At 62.8% G+C, this 19,809-nt stretch carries 14 protein-coding genes, 1 tRNA gene and 2 pseudogenes; all 17 read left to right on the top strand.

From position 1 onward, the window contains the following. Positions 1 to 32: 32 nt before the first annotated feature. The 17 genes and pseudogenes from tuf (HQ394_RS04990) to rplD all read left to right on the top strand — a co-directional run bounded on the left by tuf (HQ394_RS04990) (position 33) and on the right by rplD (position 19,803). A complete protein-coding gene (gene tuf / locus HQ394_RS04990) occupies positions 33 to 1,223 on the top strand; it encodes an elongation factor Tu (RefSeq protein WP_190262331.1) in 1,191 nt (396 codons plus the stop codon). Positions 1,224 to 1,292: 69 nt separating this feature from the next. Next, positions 1,293 to 1,368, top strand: a tRNA-Trp gene (locus HQ394_RS04985). A gap of 17 nt (positions 1,369 to 1,385) precedes the next feature. Further along, positions 1,386 to 1,583: a preprotein translocase subunit SecE gene (gene secE / locus HQ394_RS04980; protein WP_190262349.1), complete on the top strand. Its 198-nt coding sequence runs from the start codon at positions 1,386 to 1,388 to the stop codon at positions 1,581 to 1,583. A 2-nt stretch (positions 1,584 to 1,585) separates the two neighbouring features. After that, complete coding sequence (nusG, locus tag HQ394_RS04975) at positions 1,586 to 2,116, top strand: transcription termination/antitermination protein NusG (RefSeq protein ID WP_190262347.1); 531 nt, start codon at positions 1,586 to 1,588, stop codon at positions 2,114 to 2,116. A gap of 92 nt (positions 2,117 to 2,208) precedes the next feature. Next, positions 2,209 to 2,639: pseudogene (gene rplK, locus HQ394_RS19575) on the top strand (50S ribosomal protein L11). A gap of 4 nt (positions 2,640 to 2,643) precedes the next feature. After that, entirely contained in the window at positions 2,644 to 3,339 is a 696-nt protein-coding gene (gene rplA / locus HQ394_RS19570; RefSeq protein ID WP_223291855.1) for a 50S ribosomal protein L1, read from the top strand. 376 nt (positions 3,340 to 3,715) lie between these two features. Beyond that, entirely contained in the window at positions 3,716 to 4,249 is a 534-nt protein-coding gene (gene rplJ, locus HQ394_RS04965; protein WP_190262343.1) for a 50S ribosomal protein L10, read from the top strand. An 89-nt stretch (positions 4,250 to 4,338) separates the two neighbouring features. Then, complete coding sequence (gene rplL / locus HQ394_RS04960) at positions 4,339 to 4,719, top strand: 50S ribosomal protein L7/L12 (protein ID WP_190262341.1); 381 nt, start codon at positions 4,339 to 4,341, stop codon at positions 4,717 to 4,719. Positions 4,720 to 5,039: 320 nt separating this feature from the next. Next, positions 5,040 to 9,198: pseudogene (gene rpoB / locus HQ394_RS19565) on the top strand (DNA-directed RNA polymerase subunit beta). A 47-nt stretch (positions 9,199 to 9,245) separates the two neighbouring features. Next, on the top strand, positions 9,246 to 13,439 hold the full coding sequence (gene rpoC, locus HQ394_RS19560; protein WP_223292034.1) for a DNA-directed RNA polymerase subunit beta': 4,194 nt from the start codon (positions 9,246 to 9,248) through the stop codon (positions 13,437 to 13,439). 469 nt (positions 13,440 to 13,908) lie between these two features. Further along, a complete protein-coding gene (gene rpsL, locus HQ394_RS04950; protein ID WP_190262337.1) occupies positions 13,909 to 14,280 on the top strand; it encodes a 30S ribosomal protein S12 in 372 nt (123 codons plus the stop codon). A gap of 15 nt (positions 14,281 to 14,295) precedes the next feature. After that, entirely contained in the window at positions 14,296 to 14,766 is a 471-nt protein-coding gene (gene rpsG / locus HQ394_RS04945) for a 30S ribosomal protein S7 (protein WP_190262335.1), read from the top strand. Positions 14,767 to 14,786: 20 nt separating this feature from the next. Continuing rightward, the gene (fusA, locus tag HQ394_RS04940; protein WP_190262333.1) at positions 14,787 to 16,868 is read left to right on the top strand and encodes an elongation factor G; all 2,082 of its coding nucleotides are present in this window, start codon (positions 14,787 to 14,789) and stop codon (positions 16,866 to 16,868) included. A gap of 33 nt (positions 16,869 to 16,901) precedes the next feature. Further along, positions 16,902 to 18,092 (top strand): elongation factor Tu, encoded by a 1,191-nt coding sequence (gene tuf / locus HQ394_RS04935; protein WP_190262331.1) that lies wholly within the window; start codon positions 16,902 to 16,904, stop codon positions 18,090 to 18,092. 29 nt (positions 18,093 to 18,121) lie between these two features. Next, positions 18,122 to 18,430, top strand: a complete 309-nt coding sequence (gene rpsJ / locus HQ394_RS04930; RefSeq protein WP_190263131.1) for a 30S ribosomal protein S10 — start codon at positions 18,122 to 18,124, stop codon at positions 18,428 to 18,430. Between the two features lie 11 nt (positions 18,431 to 18,441). Next, a complete protein-coding gene (rplC, locus tag HQ394_RS04925; protein WP_190262329.1) occupies positions 18,442 to 19,176 on the top strand; it encodes a 50S ribosomal protein L3 in 735 nt (244 codons plus the stop codon). Positions 19,177 to 19,182: 6 nt separating this feature from the next. Beyond that, complete coding sequence (gene rplD / locus HQ394_RS04920) at positions 19,183 to 19,803, top strand: 50S ribosomal protein L4 (protein ID WP_190262327.1); 621 nt, start codon at positions 19,183 to 19,185, stop codon at positions 19,801 to 19,803. Positions 19,804 to 19,809 lie beyond the last annotated feature (6 nt).

Raw genomic sequence — 19,809 nt, 5'->3', positions numbered from 1 at the left:
GCGGACGTTGACCAGGGAAGATTGAAGAGAACATGGCCAAGGCAAAGTTTGAGCGCAACAAGCCGCATTGCAACGTGGGGACGATTGGTCACGTGGACCACGGCAAGACGACGCTGACGGCGGCGATCACCAAGGTATTGTCGGAGACGGGCGGTGCGGAGTTCACGCCGTTCGATCAGATCGACAAGGCGCCGGAGGAGAAGGCGCGCGGGATCACGATTTCGACCGCGCACGTGGAGTACCAGACGGCGAACCGGCACTACGCGCACGTGGACTGCCCGGGTCACGCCGACTACGTGAAGAACATGATCACCGGCGCGGCGCAGATGGACGGGGCGATCCTCGTCGTTTCGGCGGCGGACGGTCCGATGCCGCAGACGCGCGAGCACATTCTGCTGGCACGGCAGGTTGGTGTGCCGGCGATCGTCGTGTTCATGAACAAAGTGGACATGGTGGACGACCCGGAGCTGCTGGAACTGGTTGAGCTGGAGCTGCGCGAGCTGCTGTCGAGCTACGATTTCCCCGGCGACGACATTCCGATCGTCAAGGGCTCGGCGTTGGCGGCGCTGGAAGGCCGCGATCCGACGATTGGCAAGGACGCGATCCTCGAGCTGATGGCGGCGGTGGATGCGTACATTCCGCAGCCGGAACGGCCGAAGAACCTGCCATTCCTGATGCCGATCGAGGACGTGTTCTCGATCTCCGGCCGCGGCACGGTGGTGACCGGGCGGGTAGAGCGTGGCATCGTCAAGGTTGGCGAAGAGGTGGAGATTGTCGGCCTGAAGGCGACGACCAAGACCACCTGCACCGGTGTGGAGATGTTCCGCAAGCTGCTGGACCAGGGCGAGGCAGGCGACAACATCGGCGTGCTGCTGCGCGGCACCAAGCGTGAGGATGTGGAGCGGGGTCAGGTTCTGGCGAAGCCGGGAACGATCACGCCGCACACCAAGTTCACCTGCGAGGCGTATATTCTGACCAAGGAGGAGGGCGGTCGCCACACACCGTTCTTCACCAAGTATCGCCCGCAGTTTTACTTCCGGACGACGGACGTGACGGGGACGGTGGAGTTGCCCGAGGGCACCGAGATGGTGATGCCGGGCGACAACATTTCGATGGAAGTTGAGCTGATCCAGCCGATCGCCATGGATGACGGCCTGCGTTTCGCCATCCGCGAAGGCGGCCGCACCGTCGGTGCCGGCGTCGTCGCCAAGATCATTAAGTAGCAGCGGCGGGGGCAGGCGCAAGCCACGGCACAGTCGCGGACTTGACGGGAAAGGTTGGGAAAGCGCGTTAGGGGTATAGCTCAGCTGGTAGAGCGGCGGTCTCCAAAACCGCAGGTCGCGGGTTCGAACCCTGCTGCCCCTGCCACCCATTTTGAAGAAGCAATGGCGGTAGTAAATCTGGTTCAGTTTTTTCGCGAGGTGCGTCAGGAAGCCAATAAGGTTTCCTGGCCGACGCGAAAAGAGACAGCGATCTCCACGATGATGGTCGTGGTGATGGTGCTGATTGCAGCGCTATTCTTCTTCGTCGTTGATGAACTGCTGGCGCTCGGCGTCCGGTTGTTCCTGAATCTCGGGGTGTAGCGATGGAGCCGCGTTGGTACGTGATCCACGTCTACTCCGGATTCGAGCGCAAGGTTGCCCAATCCATCGAAGAGCAGGCACGCCAGGCGGGGATGCAGGATCGCATCAGTCAGGTGATGGTGCCTATGGAGCAGGTGGTAGAGGTTCGTCGCGGCAAAGCGGTCAACGCCGATCGCAAGTTCTTTCCCGGCTACGTGCTGGTGAAAATGGAGATGACCGACGACACCTGGCACCTGGTGAAGAATACCCCCAAGGTGACCGGTTTTCTCGGCAATCGCGGCCGGCCAACGCCGATCGGCGAAGACGAAGCGAAGCGCATCCTGTATCAGGTGCAGGAGGGCATCGAGCGGCCGAAGCCGGCGATCGTCTTCGAGGTGGGCGAGCAAGTGCGCGTCAGTGACGGTCCCTTTACCTCCTTCAGCGGTCTGGTGGAGGAAGTGGACGAGGCGCGGAGCCGGCTCAAGGTGGCGGTGTCGATCTTCGGCCGATCCACGCCGGTGGAACTGGAATACGCACAGGTCGAGAAACTCTGATCCCAAGGCAGGCACCGCACCCCGGCAGTGACTGATCGGTCGCGCGTCCGGCTACGCGGGAGGGCTTCGGCCCGTTAGCGGAAGGAAGAACGATGGCGAAAAAGATTACCGGCTATATCAAGCTGCAGGTGCCGGCGGGGCAGGCCAACCCGTCGCCGCCGATTGGCCCGGCGCTCGGTCAGGCCGGCCTCAATATCATGATGTTCGTGAAGGACTTCAACGCGCAGACGCAGAAGATGGAGCCGGGAATGCCAGTCCCGGTGATCATCACCGCCTATGCGGACCGCAGCTTCACCTACGTGATGAAGACGCCGCCGACGACGTATCTGATCCGCAAGGCGGCCGGGGTGGACAAGGGCGCCGCGGATCCGTCGCGCTCGATCAAGGGGCGTGTCACCCGCGAGCAGGTGCGGCAGATCGCCGAGCAGAAGATGGGCGATCTCAACGCCAAGGATATCGACGGGGCGATGCAAATGGTGANNTCGGCTCCGCCCGGTCCATGGGTATTGCGGTGGAGGAGTAGGCCGATGGCGAAGGCAGGCAAGCGGCTTCGCGCCGCCTATGAGACCGTCGATCGGGACAAGGTGTACGACCTTCCCGAAGCGATCGACCTCCTGAGGCAGAACTCGAAGGTCAAGTTTGACGAAACCATCGAGGTATCGCTCAACCTGGGTGTCGACCCACGCCACGCCGACCAGATGGTTCGCGGCATCGTCAGCCTGCCGCATGGCACCGGCAAGACGCTGCGCGTCGCGGTGTTCGCGCGCGGCGACAAGGCGGCGGAAGCACTGGCGGCAGGGGCTGACATCGTCGGCGCCGAAGACCTGATGGAGCGCATCCAGGGCGGGCAGATGGATTTCGACCGCTGCATCGCTTCACCCGACATGATGGCAATCGTCGGTCGGTTGGGAAAAATCCTCGGCCCCCGCGGCTTGATGCCGAACCCGAAGGTGGGGACGGTGACCNCCGATGTGGCCGGCGCTGTCCGGGCAGCGAAGGCCGGTCAGGTGGAGTTCCGTGTCGAGAAGGCCGGTATCATCCACGGTGGGATCGGCAAGGTAAGTTTCTCAACCGAGGCGCTGGGCGAGAATGCACGCGCCTTCGTTGATGCGGTGATGAAGGCCAAACCGAGCGGTGCCAAGGGCACCTACCTGAAAAAGGTGAGTGTCAGCTCGACGATGGGCCCGGGATTACGCCTGAATACTGCCAGCGTTCTCGCCTGAGAACGCACGGCAGCGAGTAACGGCCGGCTGTTCGCCATCGGCGAGTGGCCGGCTGGCATTGGCATGCAGCCCGGCTGGTGCATCAGCGCCAGGTGGGCAGCAGGCCAAGACCTGTCCAAGACAGCAGGTGCCAGGGACGGCCTATTGGTTCGTGGTTTAAGGGAGCAGTCCGCCTGCCGAGACGGTGTGATGAGGGGATTGGGCGGGAGCGCGTGCGTCCTGCCGGTCTCGGATTTGAACCGGTGCCCTGGACAGGGCAACCGGCCTTTCGGAAGCGGCTCGGCCGAATTCCGGACGGCTTAGTGGTGGACCCCAACGGTGGCGTGGTTCCAGTGGGAACCGTGTCTGCCGTCGGGACAGCAACGGAGATGACTCGATGGACCGTACAGAGAAAGAGGACCTGGTCGCATCGTTGCATCGCACGTTCAACGAAACCGCCGTCGTCTTGGTCTCCCACTACAAGGGGTTGACCGTCGCGGAAATGGGCGAGCTTCGGGCAAGGATGCGGGAGGCGGGTGCGGCGCTGAAAGTCGCCAAGAACCGTCTGGCGCGCCTGGCCCTGGCGGGAACCCCCTATGCGGGGCTGAACGACCTGTTTACAGGTCCGACCGCCGTCGCTTACGCGAAGGACCCGGTGGCAGCGGCAAAAGTGGCAGTCACCTTTGCCAAGACCAACCCGAAGCTGGTGTTGCTCGGCGGTGGTCTCGGCAGTCAGATGCTCGACGCCGAAGGCGTCAAGTCGCTGGCATCACTGCCGTCGCTGGATGAACTGCGAGGCAAGCTGATCGGCCTCCTCAACGCACCGGCGACACGGATCGCTGGCGTGTTGCAGGCGCCCGGTGGCCAGGTGGCACGCGTACTTGCCGCCTACGCCGACAAGTCGGGTGAAACGACGAGCGAAGCTGCCTGAAGATGCTGGCTGTGCGGACCGGGGTCGCGATGATACCCGGCAAGCCGGCCGCAACGCATGAAGGTTCAAGTCTGAGGAGTTAGAACGACATGGCCAATCTCGAAGAACTGGTCGATCAGCTGTCCAGCCTCACTGTGCTCGAAGCAGCGCAGTTGAGCAAAATGCTTGAAGAAAAGTGGGGCGTGTCGGCTGCGGCCCCGGTTNGCCGTTGCCGCTGTTGCTGCCGGAGCTCCGGCAGCCGCCGAACCGGAAGAAGAAAAACCGAATTTGACGTGATCCTGGTTGCGTTCGGTGACAAGAAGATCAATGTCATTAAGGAAGTTCGCACCATCACCGGCCTCGGCCTGAAGGAAGCGAAGGATTTGGTCGAATCCGCGCCGAAGCTGCTGAAAGAGGCGGTGAAGAAGGAAGAAGCCGAGCAGATCAAGAAAAAGCTCGAAGAAGCCGGCGCTACGGCAGAGATCAAGTAGCATCGTTGAGAATGGGGGTTGGCGTCAGTACGACGACCATACGGACAGATTGTAGTGACAACCGCCAGGCTGCGGCACCGGATTCCGGTGTCCGCCGCCGTGGCGTAGGCGCGTTCGCTCGTATAGGCCTTGCCGCGGCCGGGACCGCGAACGCCACCGCGAAAGCAAGCAACTCTCTGGACCACCGCCGGCAAAGGGGCCGGAAGGCTGGTGGTCGCAGGGACGCTTGCATTTTGCCATGTCTCGCTCCTTGCGCCCGACGGCGGTGGTCGGCGGCAAGAGAGATTGAGCGACTTCAGCAGTAGAGAAGAGGGCTTCTTATGGCCACCAGCTTCACGGGTCGCAAGCGCATTCGCAAGAGTTTTGGACGTATCGCCGCGGCGGTGCAGATGCCCAATCTGATCGAAGTTCAGAAGAGCTCGTACGACCAATTCCTGCAGCGCACCACCTATGCCGAGCAGCGGACCGATACCGGTTTGCAGGAAGTGTTCAAATCGGTCTTTCCGATCAAGGACTTCTCCTCGCGTGGCACCCTCGAGTTCGTCAAGTACGAGTTCGAGGAGCCGAAGTACGATGTCGACGAGTGCCAGCAACGCGGCATGACCTTTGCGGCACCGCTCAAGGTCACCTTGCGCCTCGTCGTCTGGGACGTGGATGACGAAACCGGCGCCCGGTCGATCCGCGACATCAAGGAGCAGGACGTCTACATGGGCGACATGCCGTTGATGACCAACAACGGCACCTTCGTCATCAACGGTACCGAGCGGGTGATCGTCTCGCAAATGCACCGCTCGCCTGGGGTGTTCTTCGACCACGACAAGGGCAAGACCCACTCCTCGGGCAAGTATCTGTTCGCGGCGCGGNTGATCCCCTACCGCGGCTCCTGGCTCGACTTCGAGTTCGATGCCAAGGACCTCGTCTACGTTCGCATCGATCGCCGGCGCAAACTGCCGGTCTCGACGCTGTTCATGGCGCTGGAGAATGCGGCGACGGAGCAGCTGCGAGTAGAGCGTGCCGCTGAGGGGGGGCGGTACAGCCGGCGGAAATCGTCGNGCATGTCGCCGGAAGAAATCCTCGATTACTTTTACGAGAAGGTGACCTTTGCCGCCGCCGCCGAAGGCTGGAAAACCGAGTTCCGCCCGGATCGACTGCGTGGCGTCAAGCTCAACCTCGATCTCATCGACGCGGACAGCGGCCAGATCCTGGCGGAGGCCGGGACCAAGCTGACGCCGAAGCTGCTCAAGCATCTGACAGCGCAAGGACTGAAGGAGCAGCTTGTTCCGGATGAGGATCTCGCCGGCCGTTATGTGGCCGAAGACCTGATCAACGAGGACACCGGCGAAATCTACGTCGAGGCCGGTGACGAGATCACCGAGGCGACGATTGCGGCGTTGCGCAAGGCGGGCATCCAGGAGGTGCGGACGCTTGCCATCGACCACATGAATGTCGGTCCGTACATGCGCAACACGCTGGCGATCGACCGCAATTCGGCCCGCGAGGAAGCGCTGTTCGACATCTACCGGGTGATGCGCCCGGGCGAGCCGCCGACCCTGGAATCGGCAGAAGCGCTGTTCAATGGCCTGTTCTTCGATTCCGAGCGCTACGACCTCTCGGCCGTCGGCCGGGTGAAGATGAACTCCCGCCTTGGCTTCGATTTCGACGATTCGATGCGGACGCTGCGCAAGCAGGACATTCTCGCCGTGGTCAAGGTGCTGGTGGATTTGAAGGATGGGCGCGGCGAGATCGACGATATCGACCATCTGGGCAACCGGCGGGTGCGCTCGGTAGGCGAACTGTTGGAGAACCAGTACCGGGTCGGGCTGCTGCGCATGGAGCGCGCCATCCGCGAGCGGATGAGCTCGGTTGATATCGACACGGTGATGCCGCAGGAACTGATCAACGCCAAGCCGGCGGCGGCGGCGGTGCGCGAGTTCTTCGGCTCCTCGCAGCTCAGCCAGTTCATGGACCAGACCAATCCGCTGTCGGAGATCACCCACAAGCGCCGCCTGTCGGCGCTGGGGCCGGGCGGCCTGACGCGGGAACGCGCCGGCTTCGAGGTGCGCGACGTGCACCCGACCCACTACGGCCGCATCTGCCCGATCGAGACGCCGGAAGGCCCGAATATCGGCCTGATCAACTCACTTGCCACTTTCGCCCAGGTCAATCGCTATGGGTTCATCGAGACCCCGTATCGCAAGGTGACCGAAGGGCAGGTAGGCGAGGCGGTGATCTACATGTCGGCGATGGACGAGGGCAAATTTACCATTGCCCAGGCCAACGCCGACTTGGACGACAACGGCTACTTCGTCTCCGACTTGGTGAGCTGTCGGCGTGGCAGCGACTTCGTCCTGTCCCGTCCGTCGGACATCGACTACATCGACGTGTCGCCGAAGCAGCTGGTGTCGGTAGCGACGGCTTTGATTCCCTTCCTGGAAAACGACGATGCCAACCGGGCGCTGATGGGCTCGAACATGCAGCGTCAGGCGGTGCCGCTGATCCAGACCGAGGCGCCGCTTGTCGGCACCGGCATGGAAGACGCGGTGGCACGGGATTCCGGGGCGACGATCATCGCCAAACGGTCCGGCATCGTCGATCAAGTGGATGCGACGCGTATCGTCATCCGCGCCACCGAGGAGACATCGCACTCGGCGCCGGGTGTCGACATCTTCAACTTGATGAAGTTTCAGCGCTCGAACCAGAATACGACGATCCAGCAGCGCCCACTGGTGCGTGTCGGTGACATCGTCGAGGCGGGCGACATCATCGCCGATGGCTCGTCGACGGAACTGGGCGAACTGGCGCTGGGACGCAACGTGCTGGTCGCGTTCATGCCCTGGCATGGCTACAACTTCGAGGACTCGATCCTGATCTCGGAGCGCATCGTCCGCGACGACGTCTTCACCTCGATCCATATCGAGGAGTTCGAGGTGATGGCCCGCGATACCAAGCTGGGTCAGGAGGAAATCACCCGCGATATTCCCAACGTCGGTGAAGAGGCGCTGAAGAATCTCGATGAGGCCGGCATCGTCTACATCGGTGCCGACGTCAAGCCGGGCGATATTCTCGTCGGCAAGGTGACGCCGAAGGGCGAGACGCCGATGACGCCGGAAGAGAAGCTGCTGCGGGCGATCTTCGGCGAAAAGGCCGCCGACGTGCGTGATACCTCACTCAAGGTGCCGCCGGGGGTATCCGGAACGGTTCTGGAGGTGAGGGTGTTCTCTCGCCGTGGTGTCGAGAAGGACGCGCGTGCCCTTGCCATCGAACGGGCAGAGATCGAACGGTTGGCCAAGGACCGCGACGACGAACGCGCCATCCTGGAACGCAGCTTCCACACCCGGCTGCGGACGCTGTTGCTCGGCCGCATTATCGCCAGCGGGCCGAAGGGGATGCCGCGCGGTGTCGCCATCAACGACGAGCTGCTCACCGGGTATACCCCGGGTCAATGGGCGCAGATCGCGGTGGACGACGACCAGGCGATGCAGGACATCGAAGCGTTGCGCACCTCCTTCGAGGAGTCCATCGCCCGGCTCGAACAGCGGTTCGAGAACAAGGTGGAGAAGGTGCAGCGCGGCGACGACCTGCCGCCTGGCGTGATGAAGATGGTCAAGGTTTTCGTCGCGGTGAAGCGCAAGCTGCAGCCAGGCGACAAGATGGCCGGCCGGCATGGCAACAAGGGGGTGATCTCGAAAATCACCCCGAATGAGGACATGCCCTACACCGAGGATGGCACCCCGGTCGATATTGTCCTCAATCCGCTTGGCGTGCCTTCGCGGATGAACGTCGGTCAGATTCTCGAGACGCATCTCGGCTGGGCCTGTGCTGGTCTCGGCAAGCAGGTGGCGGCTGCACTCGATGCAGTACGTCGCGGTGCGGCAATCGAGCAGCTGCAGCAGACCTTGAAGAACATCTACGGTCCCGCGGTCTACAGCGACATCATCGAAGGCCTTGGCGATGCGCAGTTGTTCGAACTCGGCGAGAACCTGCGCAAGGGTGTCCCCGTGGCGTCGCCGGTGTTCGATGGCGCGCGTGAGAGCGACATCGTCGCCATGCTGGAGAAAGCTGGACTGAGTCCCTCCGGGCAGGTGACGCTCAGCGACGGGCGAACCGGCGAGCCTTTCGATCGCGTGGTGACCGTCGGCTACATCTATATGCTGAAGCTGCATCACCTGGTGGACGACAAGATCCACGCCCGCTCCATCGGCCCCTACAGCCTCGTTACCCAGCAGCCGCTGGGCGGCAAGGCGCAGTTCGGTGGCCAGCGCTTCGGCGAAATGGAAGTGTGGGCGCTCGAAGCTTACGGCGCCGCTTATACGTTGCAGGAAATGCTGACGGTGAAGTCGGACGACGTGTCCGGCCGCACCAAGGTCTACGAATCGATCGTCCGCGGTGACGATTCCTTCGAGGCCGGCATTCCGGAATCCTTCAACGTCCTCGTCAAGGAATTGCAGTCGCTGNGGTCTCAACGTCGAGCTCAACTGAGCAAGGCACGCTTCCCGGCAACGGCAATCCGACATGGAGACGACACGATGAACGAGTTGTTGCGCATTTTCGGCCAGGTGGGCGGCACCCAGCGGTTCGACAATATCCAGATCTCGATCGCCAGCCCCGATCGCATCCGTTCCTGGTCCTTCGGCGAGATCAAGAAGCCGGAGACGATCAACTACCGGACCTTCAAGCCGGAACGCGATGGCCTGTTCTGCGCCCGCATCTTCGGGCCGATCAAGGACTACGAGTGCCTCTGCGGCAAGTACAAGCGGATGAAGTACAAGGGCATCATCTGCGAGAAGTGCGGCGTCGAGGTGACCCTGCAGAAGGTGCGCCGCGAACGGATGGGGCACATCGAGCTGGCAAGCCCGGTGGCGCACATCTGGTTCCTCAAGTCGCTGCCGAGCCGTATCGGCCTGCTCGTCGACATGACCCTGCGCGACCTGGAAAAGGTGCTCTATTTCGAGTCCTACGTGGTGGTCGAGCCGGGCCTGACGCCGCTGAAGCTGCACGAGTTGATCACCGAGGAGCAGTACCAGCGGGCGATCGACGAGTACGGTGAAGACGCCTTTACTGTCGGCATCGGTGCCGAGGCACTGCGCGACATCCTCAAGACTATCGATCTGGAGGCCGAGCGGGTTACCTTGCGTGCCGACCTGAAGGAGACGACCTCGGAGGCGAAACGCAAGAAGTATGTGAAACGTCTCAAGCTGGTGGAGGCGTTCGTCGAATCCGGTGCCCGGCCGGAATGGATGATCATGGAGGTGGTCCCGGTCATCCCGCCGGAACTGCGACCACTGGTTCCGCTTGACGGCGGGCGCTTCGCCACCTCCGACCTCAACGACCTCTACCGCCGGGTGATCAACCGCAACAACCGGTTGAAGCGGCTGATCGAGCTGCGCGCGCCGGAGATCATCATCCGCAACGAAAAGCGGATGCTGCAGGAGTCGGTGGACGCACTGTTCGACAACAGCCGCCGCGGCCGGCCGATCACCGGCGCCAGCAAGCGGCCGCTGAAGTCGCTGTCCGACATGCTGAAGGGCAAGCAGGGCCGCTTCCGCCAGAACCTGCTCGGCAAGCGCGTCGATTATTCCGGCCGCTCGGTGATCGTCGTCGGGCCGGAGCTGAAGTTGCACGAATGCGGGCTACCGAAGAAGATGGCGCTCGAGCTGTTCAAGCCGTTCATCTACTCGAAGCTCGAACTCTACGGCATGGCGACGACGATCAAGGCGGCGAAGCGGATGCTCGAAAAAGAGCGTCCCGAGGTCTGGGACATTCTCGAGGAGGTGATCCGCGAGCATCCAGTGCTGCTCAACCGAGCGCCGACCCTGCACCGGCTTGGTATTCAAGCCTTCGAACCGACCTTGATCGAAGGCAAGGCGATCCAACTGCATCCGCTGGTCTGCGCCGCCTTCAACGCCGACTTTGACGGCGACCAGATGGCAGTGCACGTGCCGCTGGCACTCGAAGCGCAGCTGGAAGCGCGGGTGCTGATGATGTCAACCAACAACATCCTCAGCCCGGCGAGCGGCAAGCCGATCATTGTCCCGTCGCAGGATATCGTCCTCGGCCTCTATTATACGACACTGGAGCAGCCCGGCGAGCCGGGCGAGGGGATGGTATTTACCGATATTGGCGAGATCCAGCATGCGCTGGAGAGCCGGGCCGTGACCTTGCACGCCAAGGTCAAGGCGCGCTACCGGACTGTGGATGCCGAAGGCAATCCCATCGTCGAACTGGTGGAGACGACGCCCGGCCGGATGCTGCTCTCGGAAATCCTGCCGCGTAGCCCGGATGTGCCGTTTTCCCTGATCAACCGGTTGCTGACCAAGAAAGAGATCTCGGCGGTGATCGATGCGGTCTACCGCAACTGTGGTCAGAAGGAGACGGTGATCTTTGCCGACCGGATGATGCGGCTCGGCTTCCAGCGCGCTACCCGCGCCGGTATTTCCTTCGGCAAGGACGATCTGGTGGTGCCTGAGATCAAGTGGCAGCACGTCCGCGTCACCGAAGATCGGGTGAAGGAATACGAGCAGCAATACATGGACGGCCTGATCACCCAGGGCGAAAAGTACAACAAGGTGGTGGACGCCTGGGCGCAATGCACCGATCAGGTGGCGGACGCCATGATGCAGGCGATTTCGAAGACCCAGATCGGCACGCAGGTCAACGCCGTCTACATGATGGCGCACTCCGGTGCTCGTGGTTCGGCGGCGCAGATGAAGCAGCTGGCCGGGATGCGCGGGCTGATGGCGAAGCCGTCGGGCGAGATCATCGAAACGCCCATCATCTCCAACTTCAAAGAAGGCCTCTCTGTGCTCGAATACTTCAATTCGACGCACGGTGCGCGCAAGGGGCTGGCCGACACGGCGCTGAAGACGGCCAACTCGGGCTATCTCACCCGCCGACTGGTGGACGTGGCACAGGACTGCATCATCCTTGAAGAGGATTGCGGCACCTTGCGCGGGCTCACGGTACAGCCGGTGGTAGAAGGCGGCGAAGTTGTCTCGCCGCTGGGCGAGCGTATTCTCGGCCGCGTTGCGGCGGATGACCTCAACGATCCGATCACCGGCGAGGTGGTCGTCCCGCGCGGCGAGATCATCGACGAAGAGGCGGTGGCGCTGGTGGAGGCGGCCGACCTGCAGACGGTGAAAATTCGTTCCGTTCTGACCTGCGAAACGCCAATCGGCGTCTGCGCCGCGTGTTACGGCCGCGATCTGGCGCGTGGCACCCGGGTCAACATTGGCGAGGCAGTGGGCGTCATCGCCGCCCAGTCCATCGGCGAGCCGGGGACCCAGCTGACGATGCGCACCTTCCACATCGGTGGTGCGGTGCAGCGGGGCGCCGAGCAGTCAAAGGTGGAGGCGGTGGCCGATGGCAACGTGGCGCTGCGCAACACCAACTTCGTCCGTAACAGTTCCGGCGTCCCGGTGGTGATGAATCGCAACGCCGAACTGATCGTCATCGACATGCAGGGCCGCGAGCGGGCGCGGCATCGCCTACCCTATGGCTCCAAACTGCTGTGCGAGGATCGAGCCGAGATCAAGCGTGGCGACCGCCTGGCGGAGTGGGACCCCTATACGCTGCCGATCATCACCGAGCGCGAAGGCAACGCTCACTACGTCGACTTGGTCGAGGGCATCTCGATGATCGAACAGGTGGACGAGGCCACGGGTATCGCGTCGAAGGTGGTGACCGACTGGAAACAGCAGCCACGCGGTGGCGAGTTGAAGCCGCGAATCACCTTGCGCGACGATAGCGGCGACGTGCTCACCCTCGAGAACGGCATGGAAGCGCGCTACTTCCTCTCCGCCGACGCCATCCTGTCGGTGGAGAACGGCCAGAAGGTACACGCCGGTGACCTTCTCGCCCGTATCCCGCGCGAATCGGCGAAAACGCGTGACATTACCGGCGGTCTACCGCGGGTGGCGGAGCTGTTCGAGGCGCGCAAGCCGAAGGATCACGCCATCATCAGCGAGATCGAAGGGCGGGTGGAGTTCGGCAAGGACTATAAATCTAAGCGGCGCATCGTCGTCGTTCCGGCCGATGGCAACGGCGAGCCGCGGGAATATCTGATCCCGAAGGGCAAGCATATCAGCGTCCAGGAAGGTGACTTCGTCGAAGCCGGCGATCCGCTGATGGACGGCAACCCGGTGCCGCATGACATCCTGCGCGTGCTCGGGGTCGAGGCGCTTGCCAGCTACCTGATCAACGAGATTCAGGAGGTCTATCGGCTGCAGGGCGTGAAGATCAACGACAAGCACATTGAGGTGATCGTCCGGCAGATGCTGCAGAAGGTGGAGATCACTGATGCCGGTGGCACCACCTTCCTCGTCGGGGAGCAGGTTGACCGCCTTGAGTTCGACGAGGTCAACGCCAAGGCTGAATCCATGGGTGACCATCCGGCCATGGCGACGCCGGTGCTGCAGGGGATCACCAAGGCCAGCCTGCAGACTCGTTCCTTCATCTCCGCCGCCTCCTTCCAGGAGACGACCCGGGTGTTGACCGAAGCGGCGGTCTCCGGGCGTAGCGATAGTTTGTCGGGGCTGAAGGAGAACGTCATCGTCGGTCGGCTGATCCCGGCCGGCACCGGCAGCGCGATGAACCGGCTGCGGCGGCTGGCTGCCGACCGCGACAAGGCGATGGGAGCGGTAGAAGACGACGACGGCGAGGCAACGCTGCCGCCGGTGACACGGTCGTCAGGCGATAGCAAAGAGGTCTCGGCTGCCGAATAAGGTTGAGGCCGGCGCCGAGCCGGCAGTAAGGTGCGGAACACGGCCATTCGGGCAGGGGCCGGGGCGCGCTGTCGCCCCGGTGTCGCCTTGATGCTGGTGTGCTGAGGCGGGATCCGTAGCGGGGTCCCGCGCCCGGTAGTCGTCTGCGTCGAGTGGCTGCAAATGCCGTTATCTATGTCCGGGCAAGGTCGCTCGGAACATGCGTTAAGGGCGGATTGACGCTTGACGGTCCGGCAATCGGCCCATACTATGCGCGTCCTTCCAGGCGGGGTTGGTGGTGAGCCGAACGGCTCAGACGCGGCCCTGATTTGCGGCAAGGAATACAAGAGCGCCTAGTGGGCGGTAAATGGGACGTGCCGCGCGCGCTTTTTTTTTGTTTGTTCGGATGCGCGCGCCCGCATATCCATGCGGCGATTGGTCAGATTTCTTGGGAGATGCTGTCGGGTCTTCGCCCGAAGCAACGAGTAATATGCCAACGATAAATCAACTTGTTCGCAGCCCGCGGCGTTCACCCGCCTCGCGCAACAAAGTCCCGGCACTGGCCGGGGCGCCGCAGAAGCGTGGCGTTTGTACGCGCGTCTACACGACGACGCCGAAGAAGCCAAACTCGGCGCTACGTAAAGTGGCGCGCGTCCGGCTCACCAACGGCTACGAAGTGACGAGCTACATCCCGGGTGAGGGTCATAACCTGCAGGAGCACTCGGTGGTGCTGATCCGCGGCGGCCGGGTAAAGGACCTTCCCGGTGTGCGCTATCACATCATTCGTGGCACGCTCGATACCCAGGGGGTATCTGGGCGCCGGCAGCGGCGCTCGAAATACGGCGCCAAGCGGCCGAAGTAGCAGGGAGCTCCATTCATGTCCCGTCGCCGTGCAGCCGAGAAGCGCGAGATCCTGCCTGATCCCAAGTTCTCCGATATGGTGATCACCAAGTTCACCAACGGATTGATGCGTGAAGGCAAGCGATCCGTCGCTGAGCACATTGTCTATGGTGCGCTCGATGCGATAGAGAAGAAGGCTCGCCAGGACCCGCTGAAGCTGTTCCACGAGGCGATCGAGAATGTGAAGCCGTCGTTGGAAGTGCGCTCACGGCGTGTTGGCGGTGCAACCTATCAGGTTCCGGTCGAGGTGCGTCAGGCGCGCCGCCAGTCGCTGGCGATCCGCTGGCTCATCGACATGTCGCGCAAGCGCTCCGAAAACACCATGGTGGAGCGCCTTGCCGGCGAACTGCTGGACGCGGCCAACAATCGCGGTGCCGCCGTCAAGAAGCGGGAAGACACCCATCGGATGGCGGAGGCCAACAAGGCCTTCTCCCATTATCGCTGGTGATTGGACGAAGGTACTAATCGATGTCCCGCACGACGCCGCTCGAAAATTATCGCAATATCGGCATCATGGCTCACATCGATGCCGGCAAGACGACTACGACCGAGCGGGTACTCTATTATACCGGTAAGTCCTACAAAATCGGCGAAGTGCACGAGGGCACCGCGACGATGGACTGGATGGAGCAGGAGCAGGAGCGAGGGATCACCATCACCTCGGCTGCGACGACTTGCTTCTGGCGCGACCACCGGATCAACATCATCGACACCCCCGGCCACGTGGACTTCACCATCGAGGTGGAGCGCAGTCTGCGGGTGCTCGACGGGGCGGTGGCGGTGTTCGACTCTGTCGCCGGGGTTGAGCCGCAGTCAGAGACGGTGTGGCGGCAGGCGGACAAGTACAGCGTGCCGCGCGTCTGCTTCGTCAACAAGATGGACCGCATCGGCGCTGACTTCTATCGCTGCGTGGCGATGATCAAGGATCGGCTTGGTGCGGTGCCGCTTGTGCTGCAGTTGCCGATCGGCGCCGAGTCCGAGTTCAAGGGCGTCGTCGATCTGGTGCGGATGCAAGCGGTGGTCTGGAAAGATGAATCGCTCGGCGCCGAGTTCACCTGCGGCGAGATCCCAGCAGAGATGATGGACGATGCGCTGTCCTATCGCCACGAGCTGCTTGAGCTCGCGGTGGAGCAGGACGAGGCCGCGCTGGAGGCCTACCTCGAGGGTGAGGAACCAGACGAAGTGACGCTGACCCGCTGTATCCGCAAGGGAACAGTCACCGGACTGTTCGTCCCGGTGATCTGCGGTACGGCGTTCAAGAACAAAGGCGTGCAGCCGTTGCTGGACGCGGTGGTGGACTTTCTGCCCTCGCCAGCTGACGTGCCGCCGATGCATGGCGTCAAGCCCGGCAGCGATGAGGAATTGCAGCGGGCGCCCTCCGATGACGAGAAGTTTTCGGCGCTGGCGTTCAAGATCATGAACGACCCCTTCGTCGGCACCCTCACCTTTGTGCGGATTTATTCCGGCGTGGTGCAGAGTGGCGATCAGGTGCAGAATACGGTGAAGGACAAGGGTGAGCGCGTCGGCCGGATGCTGCTGATGCATGCCAACTCGCGCGAAGACATCCGCGAAGCCCGCACCGGCGATATCGTTGCCGTGCCTGGTCTGAAGCAGACAACGACCGGCGATACCCTGTGCGATCCGCGCCATCCCATCGTCCTTGAGCGGATGGAATTCCCGGATCCGGTTATCGAAGTGGCGGTCGAGCCGAAGACGAAAGCCGACCAAGAAAAGATGGGTGTCGCCCTGTCGCGCCTGGCGGCGGAAGACCCGAGCTTCCGCGTCTCCTCCGACATGGAGAGCGGCCAGACGGTGATCAAAGGGATGGGCGAGTTGCATCTCGAGATCATCGTCGATCGGATGCGGCGCGAATTCAAGGTCGAAGCGAATGTGGGCCAGCCACAGGTGGCCTATCGCGAGACCTNNATCTCCCGTGTCGCCACGGTGGATTACACCCACAAGAAGCAGACCGGTGGTGCTGGTCAGTTTGCGCGGATCACGCTGAAATTCGAGCCGCTGGAGCCTGGCTCCGGCTTCGTCTTCGAGAGCAAGATCGTCGGCGGCGCGGTGCCCAAGGAATACGTACCAGGGGTGCAGAAGGGACTCGAGACGTCCCGGGAGAGCGGTGTGATCGCCGGCTTTCCGGTGATCGACTTCAAGGTAAGCCTGATCGACGGTGCCTATCATGACGTCGATTCAAGCGTGATGGCCTTCGAAATCGCCGCACGCGCGGCCTTTCGCGAAGGGTTGCCGAAGGCGGGGCCGAAGCTGCTGGAGCCGGTGATGAAGGTAGAGGTGGTGACGCCTGACGACTACATGGGCGACATCATCGGCGACCTGAACAGCCGACGTGGCCAGGTCACTTCGATGGATCAGCGTGGCAACGCGCGGGTGATCACCGCGATGGTGCCGCTGGCGACGATGTTTGGATACGTCAACGTGCTTCGGTCCATGAGCCAGGGTCGAGCGCAGTACACGATGCAGTTTGAACGCTATGCCGACGTGCCGCAGCAGATTCTGGAAGTCGTGCGGCAAAAGTTGGCAGGTTAGCGAGCGTCTGAGGGAAAGCGGAGCNGGACAAAGATGGCCAAGGCAAAGTTTGAGCGCAACAAGCCGCATTGCAACGTGGGGACGATTGGTCACGTGGACCACGGCAAGACGACGCTGACGGCGGCGATCACCAAGGTATTGTCGGAGACGGGCGGTGCGGAGTTCACGCCGTTCGATCAGATCGACAAGGCGCCGGAGGAGAAGGCGCGCGGGATCACGATTTCGACCGCGCACGTTGAGTACCAGACGGCGAACCGGCACTACGCGCACGTGGACTGCCCGGGTCACGCCGACTACGTGAAGAACATGATCACCGGCGCGGCGCAGATGGACGGGGCGATCCTCGTCGTTTCGGCGGCGGACGGTCCGATGCCGCAGACGCGCGAGCACATTCTGCTGGCACGGCAGGTTGGTGTGCCGGCGATCGTCGTGTTCATGAACAAAGTGGACATGGTGGACGACCCGGAGCTGCTGGAACTGGTTGAGCTGGAGCTGCGCGAGCTGCTGTCGAGCTACGATTTCCCCGGCGACGACATTCCGATCGTCAAGGGCTCGGCGTTGGCGGCGCTGGAAGGCCGCGATCCGACGATTGGCAAGGACGCGATCCTCGAGCTGATGGCGGCGGTGGATGCGTACATTCCGCAGCCGGAACGGCCGAAGAACCTGCCATTCCTGATGCCGATCGAGGACGTGTTCTCGATCTCCGGCCGCGGCACGGTGGTGACCGGGCGGGTAGAGCGTGGCATCGTCAAGGTTGGCGAAGAGGTGGAGATTGTCGGCCTGAAGGCGACGACCAAGACCACCTGCACCGGTGTGGAGATGTTCCGCAAGCTGCTGGACCAGGGCGAGGCAGGCGACAACATCGGCGTGCTGCTGCGCGGCACCAAGCGTGAGGATGTGGAGCGGGGTCAGGTTCTGGCGAAGCCGGGAACGATCACGCCGCACACCAAGTTCACCTGCGAGGCGTATATTCTGACCAAGGAGGAGGGCGGTCGCCACACACCGTTCTTCACCAAGTATCGCCCGCAGTTTTACTTCCGGACGACGGACGTGACGGGGACGGTGGAGTTGCCCGAGGGCACCGAGATGGTGATGCCGGGCGACAACATTTCGATGGAAGTTGAGCTGATCCAGCCGATCGCCATGGATGACGGCCTGCGTTTCGCCATCCGCGAAGGCGGCCGCACCGTCGGTGCCGGCGTCGTCGCCAAGATCATTAAGTAAAGAAGGAGCGCTTCGGCGGACGAATGGCGATGGATAGCCAGAACATACGCATCGGCCTCAGGGCCTTCGACCACCGGGTGCTCGACCAATCGGCGCGCGAGATCGTCAACACCGCGCGCCGGACCGGAGCTCAGGTGCGGGGTCCGATTCCGCTGCCGACACGGATCGAGCGCTTCACCGTGCTTCGCTCGCCGCACATCGACAAGAAGTCGCGTGAGCAGTTTGAAATACGCACCCACAAGCGGGTGCTCGATATCATCGATCCGACGCCGCAGACGGTGGACGCGCTGATGAAGCTCGACCTTGCTGCCGGCGTCGACGTGGAGATCAAGCTCTAAGGGGCCGTGCCGTGAAACGAACGGGCTTAATCGCGCAGAAGCTGGGAATGTCGCGGGTGTTCCGCGACGACGCCACGCACGTGCCGGTCTCGGTGCTGCGCGTCGACAGCTGCCAAGTAACCCAGCAGCGCACCGAAGACCGCGACGGCTATACCGCGGTGCAGCTGGGTATTGGTACGGCGAAGACGAAGAATGTCACGCAGCCGATGCGTGGCCATTTCGCCAAGGCGAACGTCGAACCGAAGCGTAAGGTGGTGGAATTCCGCTGCGACGCCGAGGCATTGCTTGAGCTGGGCGCTGAGCTGTCGGTGGAGCACTTTGTCGCCGGGCAGAAGGTGGACGTCACCGGAGTGTCCATCGGCAAGGGCTTTGCCGGGTCGATGAAGCGGCACAACTTTGGTGGCCTGCGCGCGACCCATGGTGTGTCGATCAGTCACCGCAGCCATGGCTCCACCGGCAACCGCCAGGATCCGGGACGCGTCTTCAAAGGCAAGAAGATGGCCGGTCACATGGGCGCGAAGCAGGTGACGGTACAGAACCTGGAAGTGGTGATGACCGATGTGGAGCGTGGTCTGATCCTCATCCGTGGCGGCGTGCCGGGGGCGAAGAACGGCTACGTGCTGATCAAGGATGCGGTCAAACGCAAGCGCCCGGATGCGGCGCCGCTGCCGGCGGCCATCAAAGCGACCGCGGCCAGTGTGACAGCACCCGCGAGCGACGCCGGCGACGGCGGAAGCAAGGAGTAAGCGCCGGTGCAGTGGGATGTGGTCAATCTGAATAACGAGACCGTGGGTACGGTCGAACTGGACGAGGCGATTTTCGCCGTCGATGTTCGACCGGACGTGATGGCGCGGACGATAAACTGGCAGCTGGCTAAGCGCCGCGCCGGGACGCACAAAACGAAGCTGCGCGGCGAAGTGGCACGGACGGCGAAGAAGCCATTTCGCCAGAAGGGTACGGGACACGCGCGGCAGGGATCGAGCAAGGGGCCGCATATGCGCGGTGGCGCTGTGGTCTTCGGGCCGTTGGTGCGCTCGCATGCCATCGACCTGCCGAAGAAGGTCCGCCGGCTGGCGCTGAAGAGCGCCCTTTCGGCGAAGCGGGCCGACGGCTTGCTGGTGGTGCTCGACAAGGCCGAACTCACCGAGCCGAAAAGCAAGGCGCTGGCGGCACACGCGGTGAAACTCGGCTGGCAGCGGGCGCTGGTGATCGATGGCGAGGTGGTCGAGGTCAATTTTGCCCGGGCCGCGCGCAATCTGATCGGCGTTGATGTGCTGCCGACCCAGGGCGCCAACGTTTACGACATACTTCGCCACGGGACGCTGGTCCTGACCCGCGCCGCGGTAGACAAGCTGAAGGAGCGCCTCGCATGACGAAGC

Origin of the sequence: Defluviicoccus vanus, assembly GCF_014672695.1 — a bacterium.
GTDB lineage: Bacteria > Pseudomonadota > Alphaproteobacteria > Rhodospirillales > Defluviicoccaceae > Defluviicoccus > Defluviicoccus vanus.
Note: the sequence above shows the minus strand (reverse complement) of the source record. Positions and strands in the feature narration are given on the sequence as shown.